Source organism: Deltaproteobacteria bacterium (genome assembly GCA_016218975.1).
Classification (GTDB): Bacteria; Desulfobacterota; Deferrimicrobia; order Deferrimicrobiales; family Deferrimicrobiaceae; genus JAENIX01.
In genome coordinates this window covers 113172-127248 of record JACRCO010000072.1, presented here as the reverse complement: position 1 = coordinate 127248, position 14077 = coordinate 113172, and the positions used below count along the sequence as shown (strand labels likewise).

Below are 14077 nucleotides of genomic sequence, written 5' to 3'. Positions count from 1 at the left end.
AAGGGCCTCGCAGGTTGCAAACACGGACCAGGCGCCCCGGTTCCCGGCTGCTCCTTGCCGCCGCCCTCGTCGCCGGAATCGCGGCCGCGCTCTTTCTCGGCGCTTCCATCCCGGAAATGGCCGCCGGAGCAGCAGGGATCGCATCGCGGACCGTCCGCCTCGGCCTGAAAATCATCGGCGTTATCGTCGCCCTTCCGGTCATCTTCTATCTTGTCGAGCGCTGGTTCCTTTCCCGCTCCCGCCGCCGGGACGATTAAGGGTTAACCCACATTTCCCGGCATGGTATTGGATTCGAGGCAGTCCGAACTTTACTTCGGCGTGAGCATGAGGCGCGCCTCGGCATTCGCGTCGATCTCCCCCCTGTCCGTCCAGGCCGGGTGGGTCTTTCCCGCCAGCCACAGGGGATTCTGGTCCCTGTAGTGGCGCTCGAAGAAATGGCCCGAGGCGCCGGTGGTGACTACCGACCGGGCCGACGCCCGGAAACCGAGCGGTACCACCTGTCGCATGGAGGGACCGACCACTACCGAGAAATCCGTCCCCCGGCGGAATTCCTGCTTGAAGACGGTCCTTCCGTCGCCCGGAACAGGCAGCGGACCGATATTGAACCAGCGTTCGAGATACTTCGATTTTCCGAACGGGTGTTCGAAGGTGACCCGGTGCAGGCGGCCCCACATCCACGTAGACCGGGCGCCGCCGAGCTTCTCTTTAAGGAAATTCATCGCCGACAGAAGGGCTCGCGCCACTGCGTCTTCGAGGGAATCCTTCCTTGAAGCGGCCGTATTTTCGAGAAAAGCGGAATCTCCCCGCTCGATCACCCGGTCCATCGCGTTCCATGCCAGGCGCGAGGAACGGGAAAAGTCCTCGTAAAGATCCGCCCCCAGTCCTCCCCGGAATACGCTTTCGACGAGCTTCTCGTAGAATACTTCATAAAGCAGCGCGCCCCTGCTGTCGGTGCCGGCCGCGAGGTCCCATTCGGAGAGGATCATCGCTGCTTCGCGGAAGGCGGGAGACTCGGCCTCACGTTTTTTGGCGACCTGGATCGCCAGCGCCACCACGTCCGCCGCCTCCGGCAGGAGGACGTCGCTCTGCATACGTTCGAACGCCTCCGGCGTGAACTTCTCCTTCGACCGAAGCAATCCCTCGATCCGCTTTCCGCGGTCGGGAGGCTCGTAGAGGCGGGAGAGGTAATGCCGGTACTTTTTCCCCGCGGGGGGGAAGTTGGCCGCGGCGACGAACCCTTCAGGAGGGTTCCAGGTCTTCGGATTTTCCGAAAACGGCACGTACCCTTTCCAGTCCCATTCGCCCGAGTCGCCGGGCACCGGAAGCAGGCGGCTCCCGCCCTTTCTGACGGGGATTCTCCCGGCCGTCACCGCGCCGATGTTGCCCGCGGTATCGGCGTACACGATGTTCTGCGCCGGATGGGGAAAACCGGACACCGCAGCGAGGAATTCTTCCCGGTTCCGGGCACGGTTCAAAGCGTACAGTGAACCGACCAGGTCCCCGCCGTCGTACCCGATCCAACGGAACGAAAGTGCGGCCGAGATCCCCGGCAATATCGGGGAAAGGATCGGCCCGTGCGGAGTCTCCCGCACGGTGACGATCTCCTCCTTCCCGTCCTTTATCCGTATCTTCTCCACGCGGCGCGCAATGGCCACCCACTTCTTCCGGTACATCACGCTTTCTCCGTCCACCTTCTCCACGAAGAAATCGGCGTCGTCCAGCATCGCGTTGGTGAAGCCCCAGGCGATCTTCGGATTGTGCCCGATCACCACGCCGGGGGCGCCGGGGAACGACACTCCGTAGACGTCCACGCCCGGAGCCGCGAGATGCACCTCGTACCAGAGGGAAGGGCAGGGGAGCATCAAGTGGGGATCGCCGGCGAGGATCGGGCTGCCGGTGGCGCTCTTTCTCCCCGAGACGGCCCAGGCGTTCGACCCGCCGCAGCGGGGAATCTCCCCAAGCGTCTCGCGGAGGGAGGCCAGCCCCTCCGGGAGAATCTCCGGCGGCTCCGGCCGCATGGCGGCCGCAGGTCCGAATGAAGTCTCCATCACCGGGGAGTCGCCGGGTACCCGGGGAAGGAGTTCCTCGAACTTCGCCGGGGGAAGCCGGAGGGACATTTTGTACAAGGATGCCTCTTCGGCCCACTGCGCAAGCCCGAACGACTTGAGAAGGATTCCGGCAGCCACGTCTTCGGGAGAGAACCGCCGGGGGGCGGTTCCGAGGATGCGGAACTCCACGGGCCAGGCGCGGACGGCGGCCATGGAAGCGTTGACCCCCTCGCAGTACGCACGGACGATCTCCTGCGTCTTCGCCGGCCAGGAGGCGAAAAGGGCGGAAGCCCTCGCGCCGAACCCGAGGTGCCGGAAGAGCCGGTCGGCGGGCAGGGCCTTTTCTCCGAATATTTCGGCCAGCTCCCCGCGCGCAAGCCGCCGCTCCGTATCCATCTGGAAGAGCCGGTCCTGCGCGTGGACGAACCCCTGCGCGAAGTAGAGGTCGCGGTCGTTCCGCGCCGTGATATGGGGGATGCCGTACCTGTCCCGGACGATTTCCACGGGAGCGGAGAGCCCCGGAACGGCCAGGGCGCCGTCACGCTGCGGGACGCTGCCCTGGAAGAAGGAGGAACATGAGCAAAGGAAAACCGCGGCGGCAAGCGACAGCGCCGTAACGCGATTCATCTTTGCGCGAACACCCGCGCCTTTATCTTCGCAAGTACGGTCTCGAAGACCTCCCCGGTGTATGTCCGGACGTGGCGGCGCATCTCGATCAGGTAGCGCTCGATCTCGCTCCATTCCCCGGCGATGATCCTCATCTGGTCGTTGTAGGCCTGATCGTACGCCTTCTGCATGCGGTTCTGGAGCGCGGTCCGCTTCGCGCCGTCTTCGGGGTACGCCCTTTTCGGAAGGAACTCGTGGATCGGCTCGAAGATGCGGACGTCTTCCTCTTCGAGATGGAACAGCTCGATGTTGTCGATCATCACGACCTGCTTCCCGGGATCGGCAACGTAGTGGCCGTACCGAAGCGCGGTCCCGACGCAGTCTCCCAGCGCGTCCTGCCGCGCGGCGCCCTCCACCCACCAGTCGCTCTCCTTCAGTATCCGGGAAGGGGGGATGTTTTCGTCCAGGTAGATGTTGATCCCTTCCTCCTTCGGCTTCAGGAGAACCTCCTCGCCCTGGGGGCTCAAATGGTACACCACGGGAAGGGCGGGCAAACCTACAAGCCCGGGCAGCCCCGCGTACACGTATTCCCCGACGCAGCCGAAGCGGGAGAGGTAGATCCGGTATTTTTTCCCGGCGCCGTCCTTTATGGTGAACAGCGTGTCCTTGTGCACCTTTTCGACCAGTTCCACGTCGACGACTTCGATATCCCGCGCCGCGTTCTTTCCCATGCGGGACAGGAGCTGCAGGATCGCTTTCTTCAGTCCCGTGTCCTTGAGCTTGGAGCTGAATATCTTCACGCGGGCGGAGCCGGGCATCATGCGGATCGCCCCGCGGACCCAGTTCACGTAGGAATGGGAAATGCTTATGGGAAGCATGTCCGTGCTCGAGGGATCGAGCAGCTCGTCGATCTTGGCTTCCCACAACGGGATGTGCATCCCGAGGAACTCCTGCGGGTTATCGACGCCCAGGACCTTCAGGATCTTCTCACGGTCTTTCGTCTTCCGCTCGGCGGCGGAAATCCGGAAATACCGCCGGAGCGCCCGCTCGTAACCCGCGAAATCGGCGTGGCCAGGACTCATCGGGAAATCCTCCACCGCATGATGTTGGGTGTTTACAGGTCGATATTACCATTCTTCGGCTGAGGCTGGAACTGCGGGCTGGGGCTCGCTCAGCTTGGAGGGCGCGCAAAGGCCGAGAGCGCGGCGGCCAGCGGAGCGTGCCCGCCGAAGAGGACAAGCTTGTCACCTGCCGCAAGACGCTCCGAAGGGGACGGCTGGATGAGAGCCCGCTCTCCCCGCAGGATCGCCAGAAGAACGATCCCCGAATCCTTACCCACGGGGACGTCCTCCACCTTGCTCCCTTCCCAGCCGGACCCTTGCGAGATGAAGTAGATCTCGATGACTTTCCGCCTGAGGAACTCCTCGAATTCCGCAAGGACGGAGCTGCTGCTGGCAGGGCCCCGCTCGCGGAGAATCTTGTAGGTGCCGCTGCGTATCAGCCCCTCCTGCTGCCGGATCACGTGGTCGGGCACGTGGTATTCGGCGAGGACCCGCGCGAAGATCTCAACCGAGGTTTCGAACTCTTCGGGGATCACGGCGTTGGCGCCAAGGGCGATCAGATCGTCGACGTCGGCCACCAGTCTCGTTCGCACGAGTATGAATATCCCCGGGTTGCTTCTTTTCGCGATGGCTACCGCCCTGCGGGTCGCCATCGGATCGGAAATGGCCAGCACCAGGATCCTCGCCTTGGCGATCCCGAGCCGGTCCAGGATCTCCGGCCGGTGTACGTCGCCGTAGAACATCGGCTCTCCCCGCTCCCTCCCTTCGCGGACCTGCGCGTCGTTAAGGTCGACGACCGCGTACGGAAGCCGCGTGGCCTTGAGTACACGCGCCAGGTTCCTTCCGTTCATCCCGTAGCCTGCTATGATAACGTGGTTTTCAAGGCCGTTTTTCCGGATGGCCGCTTCTTCGTCCGTTTCCTGGAACTCTTTCCCGCGCATCACCGTTTTTCCCCACCACTTCGATATCGCCGGAGCCGCGTTCATCAGGAATGGCGTCGCCATCATCGTCAGGATGGTGACTGACAGCAGGTACTGGTATTGAGTCGCATCCACGAGCCGTTCACGGTACCCCTGGGAAAGCAGAAGGAAGGAGAGTTCCCCGATCTGCAACAACCCGATGCCCGTGATCACCGCCACCCGCCACGGGTATCCGAGCGCATGGACCGTCCACCCGGCGGAGGCGGCCTTTACGGCCGCGACGCAAACAACCATGGCGGCGACGATCAGGAGGTTGTCGAAGAGGAAGGGAAGGTGCAGGAGCATACCGACCGAAATGAAGAAAATTCCGTTGAAGACGTCCCGGAACGGCAGGATCTGCGCCGCGATCTCGTGGACGTAGTCCGATTCCGAAATCACCATCCCTGCGAGAAATGCACCCATCCCGAGGGAGAGTCCGAACCGGTGGGCGAGATAGGCCGTCCCGAGGACCACGAGGAGGACCGTCATCGCCAGGATCTCCCGGCTGTTCATCCGGATGATCTCCTTTAATAACCGGGGAATAAGGAACCGCGCCAGCAGGAGGAGCCCGGTCACGCCGGCGGCCGCCTTCACCAATGTGACAAAAACCTCCGAAGCCGAAGCCGTTTCCCACTGGTGGAGCGTGGGGATGAGCAGCATCATAGGAATCGCCGCCATGTCCTGGAAGAGGAGGATACCGAAGGAGAGCCTCCCCTGGGTGGTGTCGGTTTCCATACGGTCGGCGTACACCTTCAGGACGATTGCCGTGCTGGACAGGGAAACGACGAATCCCACGAACATCGCTTCCGGAGCACGCGATCCGAAAATCATCATGATGACCAGCGACAGAAGTATGGTGGCGAAAACCTGCGCTCCTCCCGCCCACAGCACCTGCCGCCTCATCTTTCCCAAAGTGGAAACTGATATGTCGAGGCCCACCGTGAAAAGGAAAAGCGCCACGCCGATCTCCGCCAGGGCGTCAACCATGCCTCTTTCGGAAACCAGCCCCGCGCCGGTCGGCCCAAGGATCACGCCGGCCACGAGGAAGGCCGGGATTACGGAAAGTCGAAGCTTGCTGAACAGAAGCGCGACAGCCGTGGCGATCGCCATGACGACGGCAAGGTCTCGCAGGATGGCGGGAAAATCCAAAAAACCCTCCATTGGGTTTGAAAAATGAGTCTACCATTTCCGTAAAGTTTTTCGACAATGCGGACGATAAGTACGGTAAGGCCGAGGAAATAAAGAAATTGAGGCCTTCCCACCCCGGGAAGGCGTATCCGCCCGCACCTCCCCTCCAACGGTTTCGCGGGCGGCTGAGAATCCCCTGGGACTCCCACCTCCGCCCCGGGGGATTTTCTATTCCCGCGTGGAATCGTTACGGCAAGGCGTTACGGTGTTGGACAATACCAACCGGCGTGATTTATCAGATGATTCCCCGCCCGGAGAGCCCGTCGACCTCGTCCCGGGAAAAACCGAGGAGCCCGCAATAGATCTCCCTGTTGTCCGATCCGGCGGGGCGGCAGACGGATTTGATCCGGGCTGGGGTCCCGCTCATCTTCCACGGGGGTGCGGCAAGGAGCAGGTCCCCGTATACGGGATCGTCGACCCGGGCGAAGCACCCTCTCTCCCACCAGTTCGACTCCGAAAGTGTTTCCAGCGGCCTGTTTACGCGCCCGGTCACGACCGCCGCTCCCGGGCCGCTCTTTTTCGAGGTGTAATCTTCCACCGCCCGCAGGATCTCGTCGGCGGTCAGGTTTTCCGACCACTCTTCCAGGATGGAAAGGAGCGCCTTCTCGTTCTCCATCCGCACCCTGGCGGAAGGTGATGCGAACCGGGGATCCTTCGCCAGTTCCGGCCGTCCCACGATATTCATGAGAGAGTCGAAAGCCTCGTCGTTGTACGCCGCCATGAACGTGTGGCCGTCCTTGCAACGGATATAGGTGTAGGGGAACACCGCCGGATCGAAATTGCCGACCCTTTGGCGCGCCTGCCCCGCGGTGTGCATCCACGTGATGTTGTAGTCGGTGAACTTCATCAACGCTTCCGCGCCCGAAACGTCCACGAACTGCCCTTTTCCCGTCCCCGCACGGAAATTCAGCGCGGCCATTACCCCGAAAGCGCCCCACAGCCCCTGGACGAACCAGCCGTGCCAGTTGCCGAGCCTCGTCGGCGCCTGGTGAGGCTCGGGCGGTCCGGTTCCGTCGATTTCCGGCTCGCCCACGATGTGCGGCGCCCCTGAGAGCGCCTGGCACAGGATGTCGGAATCCTTCACTTTGCGATTCGCATCGGGCCCGAACGAGCCGTAAAGCGAAAGGGAGAGGAAGATCAGGCCCGGATTATCCGAAGAGAGAGAGGCATAACCGATTCCCTTTTCGCACATGCGGGCGTATTCCGTAGTCACGATCACGTCTGCGCCCTTCGCGAGACGCCTGAAGATCTCCCGCCCCTCTTCGCTTTCGAGGGACAGCGTCGCGAATCGCCGGTTGCGGGCTTCGGACAGAAACAGCAGGCCCGTTTCCCCGATCGAGATCCCCTCAGGAGCATATCCCCTTGCCGGGTCTCCTGCCGGCGGCTCGAGCTTGATCACGTCGGCGCCGAACTCGCCAAGAACGGACGATGCAACCATGCCGCCGAAATGGCCGGGGCAATATTCGAGAACGCGCATGCCGGATAGCGCTTCGGGTTTATCCGCGGCCTTCCCGGGATCCGTGGCTTCATTGGCCCACCGGCTGAAATCCGTCATTGCGGCTCCGTCTTACCGGGCGGATCATCGGGCGCGGTTTCCCGCACGGGCAGAGGCGGCCTCGCCCCGGGAACGTCGGCCCATTTCCCGATGGCCTTTTTCCGCGAAAGAACCTCCATCTCCTCCCCGGACAATCCGAGCAGCCCTTCGAGCACCTGCTCGTTGTGATATCCGACCGGCTTGGCGGTCCACTTCATCCTGCCGGGACTTTCGGACAGTTTCGGCCCCGGACCGAATTCGTCGATCCGCCCGTACAGGGGGTCGTCGAGTTCCCACACCGTTCCCCGGGCGCGGAGATGCGGATCATGGTACTGTTCGCGCCCCCCGACGACCGGTGCGGCGGAAAACCCGGCTTCTTCCGATGTGCGAAGGATTTCCGAGCGGGACTTGCCCGCGGCGAAGAAGGCGACCTTTTCCTGCGTCAATTCTTCTCCGGATCCGACGGAGAGAACCCTGCGCAGCGCCTCGCGCTCTCGTTCGTCCCGCGCCGAGATCGCCGCGAACCCGTCGGCGCACCGGTAGATCCCCGAGGGAGGAAGCGTGACGTCCTGGTTCCCCGCGCGCCTCCTGTCCCGGCCGGTGAGGCACGCGTAAGGCCACGTCCAGTCCAGGGTGCGGATCATCGCCTCGGCCTGCGAAATGTCGATCAACTGCCCCGCGCCGGTGCGCCGCCTGGCTTCGAGCGCGGCAAGGATGGAGATCGCGGAGAAAAGGGCGGCGGTGTAATCGCCGACCCAGAAACCCGCCTTGAGCGGCGGATGATCCGGGAAACCCGTGATCGCGGAGAATCCCGAGACGGCCTGCGCCGTGGCGTCGTAGGACGCGCGGCCTTGTGAATACGGCCCCCATTGCCCGAACCCCGAGTTCGCGGCGTAGATCAACCCCTTGTTGCGCTCCGAAAGCTGCCGGTAGCCGATCCCCCATTCATCCATCGTCCCGGCCCGCAGGTTCTCCACGATCACGTCCGACTTTTCGGCAAGCCGCGCGAACAGCTCCTTCCCTTCCGGGAGCCGGACGTCGATCGCCACGTGGAATTTGTTCCGGTTCAAGGGGAGAAAGGCGGGCGAGACCTCTTTCCAGAAGAACCCCTGGGGCGCGACGTATCTCATGAGGTCGCCCCGAAGAGGCAGCTCCACCTTGATAACTTCGGCGCCGAACTCTCCGAGGTAGTCGGATGTGGCGGGCCCGAAGATCCGGGTGGCGAGCTCGATGACCCGTATTCCCGCGAGCGCCTCCGGCTTGCCGGCGATCGCCGCCGGGGAGAGGCCGGACTCAAACGGCAAGATACTTCTCCTTGACCTCCTCGTTGGACAGAAGGTCGGACATCGCCCCTTCGTACTTCACCGAGCCCTTGTCGATCACGTATCCGCGGTCCGAAACCTTCGCGCAGAAGTGGAGGTTCTGTTCGGCGAGGAGCACAGTGACGCCCTCGTTCCGGATGCGGAGGATCATGTCGGCGAGCATCGATACGATCAGGGGGGCCAACCCTTCCGACGGCTCGTCGAGGAGAAGCACTTCCGGGTTGGTCATGAGCGTCCGCGCGATCGTGAGCATCTGCTGCTCTCCGCCGGAAAGCTGGGAACCGAGATTTTTCTCCCGCTCCAGCAGGCGCGGGAAGAAAGCATAGATACGGTCGACGGTCCAGGGGGAGGCGGTCTCCTTCTCCCGGCGGGCCGCCACCTCGAGGTTTTCCCGCACCGTAAGGTCCGGAAAGCACCTCCTGTCCTCCGGCACGAAACCGACGCCTTTCCGGCATATGCGGAACGCGCGCATCCCGGAGATGCGCTCTCCCTTGAAAATCACCTCTCCCGTCTGCGGGGGCGTGAGCCCGATGATCGAGCGGAACGTGGTGCTCTTCCCGGCGCCGTTGCGTCCGATGAGGCTCACCACCTCTCCCTTTTCGATGGAAAGGGATACGTCGAACAGGATGTGGCTGCGTCCGTAGTAGGTGTTGATGGTTTTAAGGTCCAGAAATCCCATGGTCAGCTCTCCGCTATCTCCTCCCCGAGGTACGCCTTCCGCACTTCGGGGTTCGCCTTGATCTCCGCGGGCGTCCCGTCGGCGATGACGGACCCCTGCTGGAGAACCATGATCTTTTCCGAGATGCCGAAGACGATGTCCATGTCGTGCTCGGTGAAGACGAGCGTCAGGCCCTGCTCACGCGAGATCTTCCGGAGAAGCGCGACCGTCTCCCGGCTCTCGAACCGCGACATCCCCGCCGTCGGCTCGTCGAGCATGAGCAGCTTCGGATGGGACGCCAGCGAGATGGCGATCTCCAGCCGCTTCTGGTCCCCGTGCGAGAGGACCGACGCCGACATGTCGAACTTGTCAGCGAGCCCCACCTGGTCGAGGATCGCAAGCGCCTCTTCTCCCACGCCGGTGAAGCTCCGGGCCATCCGCATCGGGTTCCTGCTTTTGCCGAGATGGGAAAAGAGAGCGACCTGGACGTTTTCGAATACGGACATCCGGGGAAAGATGTTCGTGATCTGGAAGGAGCGGCCGACTCCCTTGCGGATGATCCGGTGCGGCGGCATCCCGGTGATCCCCTCCCCGTCGAACACCACGCTGCCGGAGTCGGGCGAAAGCAGCCCGGTCATCACGTTGAAGAGCGTGGATTTGCCCGCCCCGTTCGGGCCGATGACCGCACGGATCTCCCCTTTCTTCACGGAAAGGGTGACGTCCTGGAGCGCCCGAAGCCCTCCGAACGACTTTACGACGTTGCGGACTTCGAGAATGACCATTTGCGCAGACACCGTGCCCTTCCGAGGAACTGCCGGCTCTTTTCGTTCACGAACCCCACCACGCCGCCGGGGAGAAGCAGCACAAGCGCCAGCAATACCAGCCCGAGCACCAGCGCCCATTTCTCGGTCCATGCGACGAGGTAGGAATTGAGGATGATGTAGACGACCGCGCCCACCGCCGGGCCCACGAAGGTGTAGATTCCCCCGATGATGGTCATCAGCACCGGCTCCGCCGATTTAGTCCAGTTGATTATTTCGGGGGAGATCGACTTTTCCATCAGCGCGTAGAGTCCGCCCGCAAGCCCCGTGAACGCGCCGGCTATGACGAACGCCGTCCATTGATACAGCTTTATGTTCACCCCGATGTAGGATGCCCGCTGCCCGTTCTCCCTAATGCTTTTCAGCGTCGCCCCGAAGGGAGAAGAGCGGATGCGCCGGAGGATCTCCACGGAAACCGCCACGACGGCAAGGACGAAGTAGTACATGGCCTGCGTCGAGCCGATGTCGATCTCGGCAAGGCCCGGCAGCTTGATAGGGTTCACCGGGATCCCCTGTATGCCGTTGTCCCCGCCGGTGAATCCGTACCATTTGAATACGACCGCGTAGATAAGCTGGCCGAACGCAAGCGTGAGCATCGCAAAGTGGACTCCCGAGAGTCTCACGCAGAAGAAACCTATGACGCCGGCCACCGCCGCACCGACCAGCGGAGACATCGCCAGCGCTGTCAGCGTGCCGAATCCCGCCTTGGTGATGAAAAGCCCGACGGCGTAGGCCCCCACGCCGTAGAACGCCGCCTGTCCGAACGAAAGCAGCCCCGTCGTCCCCAGCAGGAGGTTGAAGGCGACGGCCATCAGCGACGCCACCATGATCTGCGTCGTCAGGTACTGGTAGAACCGGCCCGCGACCATGGGAACGAAGAGAAGCAGGAACAACGGCGCCCACCGCACCGCCGGGTGGACGGCGAAGTGAACCGGCGAGATCTCCTGCGACTCCATGGCGAGGTTCTTTTCGGAAAGCGCCTTCACCTTCAGCGGACGTCCGAAAAGCCCCCACGGCCGCACCACGAGGACGGCCACCATCAACAGGTAGATCAGGGCCATCTCGAATTCCGGGAAGACGATGATCCCTATCGTTTCGAGGGCGCCGATAAGTACGGATCCGACGAGCGCACCCCACAGGTTCCCAAGCCCCCCGATAACCACGACTACGAACGACTCTATGATGACTTCGGTCCCGACCCCGGGAAAAACGGTGCGCACCGGCCCGGCCAGCGCTCCGCCGACCCCCGCCAGTATGGCTCCGAAGGCGAAGACGAGCGTGAACAGGGCCGACATGTTTATCCCGAGGGCATCGGCCATTTCCCTGTCCGAGGAAGTCGCGCGGACGACTTTTCCGGTCCTGGTGCGATACAGCAGATACCAGAGCAGAAGAGCGACGGCCGGGGCGAGAACGACGACGAGCAGGGTGTACACAGGCACCGTCCCGCCGAAGAGCTCCACGGAGCCGGACAGGGCTTCGGGCTTGGCGATCGACTTGAACTCCGGCCCGAAGACCAGCTTGGCCAGGTCGTCGATGATGAGGACCAGCGCATAGGTGAGGAGAAGCTGGTAGATCTCCTCCTGGAAGTAGATGCGCCTCAGCAGCCCGGTTTCGATCGCCGCGGCGATGAGGGCTACGCCGATCGGCGCTGCGATGAACGCAAGGAGAAACCCCGCGGGCCCGACGATCTGCAGCGTGATCCAGTACATGAAGTAGGCGCCCAGCATGTAGAGGGCGCCGTGGGCGAAATTGAGGATGTTCAGCACCCCGAACACCAGCGTAAGGCCCGACGAAATCAGGAAAAGGAACGCGGCCTGCCGCAGTGCGCTCAACAGCTGAACGATCAGGAATGAAAGATCCATGTTCTCCGCAGCCTGTTGATGTTATTCCGGCCCGGCCGCCGCACGGGGGCCTGCCCATGCGGCAGGCCCCGTTTGCGGCAGCATGCCCGTTACTTGTTTCCCGCCTGCGCCTTCTTCCACTCGTCGATCGAATAGAGCACCTTCGCGGCGGGGAACACTTCCGCCTTGCCGACGATCGCGAACGGATACGACTTGTCGAACACAGTCTCGCCGACCATGAAATCGCTGGAGAGCTGGTGGTCCTCTTTCCGCAGCGTCGCCTTGCCGCGCGGCAGGTCGAGAGCCAGGCCTTCGAGGGCCGCGATGACCTTGTCCGTGTTCAGGGATCCGGCTTTCCTGATCGCTTCGGCGAGGAAGTATACGCCGTCATACCCTTCGGCCGCCCAGGCGCTCGGATAATCCTTGTAGGCCGCGAGGTACGCCTTCACGAATTCCTGGTTGCGTTTGGTGGCCGGCCAGTGGAAATAGTACCGCTGATCGACGATCAACCCGGCGGGCATGTCCTTGCCCAGCGCCTTCGAGACGGTGATGTCCCCGCCCGTGGCGATTATCCACTTCATCTTGTCGAAAAGGCCGTACGGCTTCGCCTGCTTGATGAACGCCACGAGGTCGCCGCCCCACAGGGTGCAGAAAACGGCGTCAGGCTTGGCCTGGAGGATAGCATTGATGTATGAGGTGTAGTCGGGGATGAAGAGTTTCGGCCACTGTTCGCCGATGAATTGGGCATTAGGGTTCATCTGCTTCGTCCGCGCCTTGAACAGCTCCCACATCGTCCGGCCGTATTCGTAGTCCGGGCCGATGTTGTAGAACTTCATGAGCTTCTTGTTCCTGGCCGCGTACATGGCCAGGGAGTTGGCTTCCTGCGAATTGCAGGTTCCCGCCCGGAACGTGTACCTGTTCCACTTCTCCTTGGTAAGGGTGTCCGTGGATGCCACCGTGTCCATGAAGATCACCTTCTCCGCCTTCGCCACTTCGCCCACGGCAAGCGCCCCCGCGGAACTCACCACGCCGAAGAGGAAGTTCACCTGGTCTTTCTGGATGTAGCGCTTGGACAGGGAAACAAGCTCCTGGACGTTTGCCTTGGAGTCGGCCATCAGGAGCTCGAGATTCTTCCCGAGAACCCCGCCTTTCGCGTTTATCTCCTTGACCGCGAGTTCCGCCCCCTGCTTGCAGGTAATCCCGAGGTCGGCCGCTCTTCCCGACAAGGGGAGCATCCCCCCCAGCTTGATCGTGTCCGCGGCGAACGACGAGACGGCGAACAACGACACCAGCAATCCGATTCCGAATGCCTTCTTCATCTTCTCCCCTCCTTCTTTTTTTCCGTTTTCTACAGGATGATTCCCGCTGCCGTATGAGCCATGAAAGCCGGTCAGGTTACGAGCCCTTCCGATTTCGCGCGGACATCCTTGTCTTCGCTCCGGGGCGGCCTCGGCGGGACGACCACCGCCTCGCCGTCGAGCACCATTTCCTTACTCTGGTTGAAGCATTGCGTCCGGATCCGCAGCCGCTTCTCCGAGATCACTTCCATTATTTCCGCCCGCGCGGTGATCTCGTCACCGATTTTCACCGGGGCAAGGAAGGTGAGCGACTGGAACAGGTAAATGCAGCCGGGGCCGGGAAGTTTCGTCCCTATCACGGCCGATATCAACCCCGCGGTCAGGATGCCGTGAACTATCCTTTCCTTGAACCGGGTGGAGGCGGCGAACTCCTTCGAAATGTGGACCGGGTTGCGGTCTCCGGTGATCCCGGCGAAGAGAAAGACGTCCTCCTCGCTGAAGACCTTCGTGAATTCCGCCGAGTCCCCGACTTTATACAAGGTGCATGACGCTCCGCATAAATGTCGTTATAAATGTCGTTCCACAAAATATCAACGTGTAAAACAACGTGCTGCAATGCAGATGCCACATGGCGGCGACCAAAAAAGTTGCATTGTATATAACCGATAAATAAAGTGTTTTTCTACTCCTTCAATTTTTTTGTCAACCAACCGCAAGAGGATATAAGTGTACCATTAGCAT

Annotated in this window: 11 protein-coding genes; 1 reads left to right on the top strand and 10 read right to left on the bottom strand. The window is 62.2% G+C overall.

Going from position 1 to position 14077, the window contains the following annotated elements; genetic code table 11:
* Positions 1-14 precede the first annotated feature (14 nt).
* Positions 15-257: a hypothetical protein gene (locus tag HY896_11105; GenBank protein MBI5576897.1), complete on the top strand. Its 243-nt coding sequence runs from the start codon at positions 15-17 to the stop codon at positions 255-257.
* A gap of 51 nt (positions 258-308) precedes the next feature.
* On the opposite strand, the gene HY896_11100 is transcribed toward HY896_11105, so the two are convergent.
* The 10 genes from HY896_11100 to HY896_11055 all read right to left on the bottom strand — a co-directional run bounded on the left by HY896_11100 (position 309) and on the right by HY896_11055 (position 13875).
* Positions 309-2675, bottom strand: coding sequence for a penicillin acylase family protein (locus tag HY896_11100; protein MBI5576896.1), 2367 nt, complete (start codon positions 2673-2675; stop codon positions 309-311).
* A complete protein-coding gene (locus HY896_11095; protein ID MBI5576895.1) occupies positions 2672-3736 on the bottom strand; it encodes a hypothetical protein in 1065 nt (354 codons plus the stop codon). The genes HY896_11100 and HY896_11095 overlap by 4 nt, the downstream gene beginning before the upstream one ends.
* Before the next feature lie 89 nt (positions 3737-3825).
* Positions 3826-5823 carry a cation:proton antiporter gene (locus tag HY896_11090; protein ID MBI5576894.1) on the bottom strand — a complete coding sequence of 666 codons (1998 nt, stop codon included), beginning with the start codon at positions 5821-5823 and terminating at the stop codon, positions 3826-3828.
* Positions 5824-6097: 274 nt separating this feature from the next.
* Positions 6098-7417: a CoA transferase gene (locus tag HY896_11085; protein ID MBI5576893.1), complete on the bottom strand. Its 1320-nt coding sequence runs from the start codon at positions 7415-7417 to the stop codon at positions 6098-6100.
* Entirely contained in the window at positions 7414-8700 is a 1287-nt protein-coding gene (locus HY896_11080) for a CoA transferase (GenBank protein MBI5576892.1), read from the bottom strand. The genes HY896_11085 and HY896_11080 overlap by 4 nt, the downstream gene beginning before the upstream one ends.
* Positions 8690-9397 (bottom strand): ABC transporter ATP-binding protein, encoded by a 708-nt coding sequence (locus HY896_11075; GenBank protein ID MBI5576891.1) that lies wholly within the window; start codon positions 9395-9397, stop codon positions 8690-8692. Before HY896_11075 ends, HY896_11080 begins: the two co-directional genes overlap by 11 nt.
* 2 nt (positions 9398-9399) lie before the next feature.
* The gene (locus HY896_11070; protein MBI5576890.1) at positions 9400-10158 is read right to left on the bottom strand and encodes an ABC transporter ATP-binding protein; all 759 of its coding nucleotides are present in this window, start codon (positions 10156-10158) and stop codon (positions 9400-9402) included.
* On the bottom strand, positions 10128-12059 hold the full coding sequence (locus HY896_11065) for an ABC transporter permease (protein ID MBI5576889.1): 1932 nt from the start codon (positions 12057-12059) through the stop codon (positions 10128-10130). The genes HY896_11070 and HY896_11065 overlap by 31 nt, the downstream gene beginning before the upstream one ends.
* Before the next feature lie 89 nt (positions 12060-12148).
* Positions 12149-13357, bottom strand: a complete 1209-nt coding sequence (locus HY896_11060; GenBank protein MBI5576888.1) for an ABC transporter substrate-binding protein — start codon at positions 13355-13357, stop codon at positions 12149-12151.
* A gap of 71 nt (positions 13358-13428) precedes the next feature.
* The gene (locus tag HY896_11055; GenBank protein MBI5576887.1) at positions 13429-13875 is read right to left on the bottom strand and encodes a MaoC family dehydratase; all 447 of its coding nucleotides are present in this window, start codon (positions 13873-13875) and stop codon (positions 13429-13431) included.
* Between the last annotated feature and the right edge of the window lie 202 nt (positions 13876-14077).

Excerpts from the sequence above, each read along its gene's own strand:
- HY896_11100 (MBI5576896.1), bottom strand. The coding sequence starts at position 2,675 with ATGAATCGCGTTACGGCGCTGTCGCTTGCCGCCGCGGTTTTCCTTTGC.
- HY896_11095 (MBI5576895.1), bottom strand. The coding sequence starts at position 3,736 with ATGAGTCCTGGCCACGCCGATTTCGCGGGTTACGAGCGGGCGCTCCGG.
- HY896_11085 (MBI5576893.1), bottom strand. The coding sequence starts at position 7,417 with ATGACGGATTTCAGCCGGTGGGCCAATGAAGCCACGGATCCCGGGAAG.
- HY896_11075 (MBI5576891.1), bottom strand. The coding sequence starts at position 9,397 with ATGGGATTTCTGGACCTTAAAACCATCAACACCTACTACGGACGCAGC.
- HY896_11070 (MBI5576890.1), bottom strand. The coding sequence starts at position 10,158 with ATGGTCATTCTCGAAGTCCGCAACGTCGTAAAGTCGTTCGGAGGGCTT.
- HY896_11065 (MBI5576889.1), bottom strand. The coding sequence starts at position 12,059 with ATGGATCTTTCATTCCTGATCGTTCAGCTGTTGAGCGCACTGCGGCAG.
- HY896_11060 (MBI5576888.1), bottom strand. The coding sequence starts at position 13,357 with ATGAAGAAGGCATTCGGAATCGGATTGCTGGTGTCGTTGTTCGCCGTC.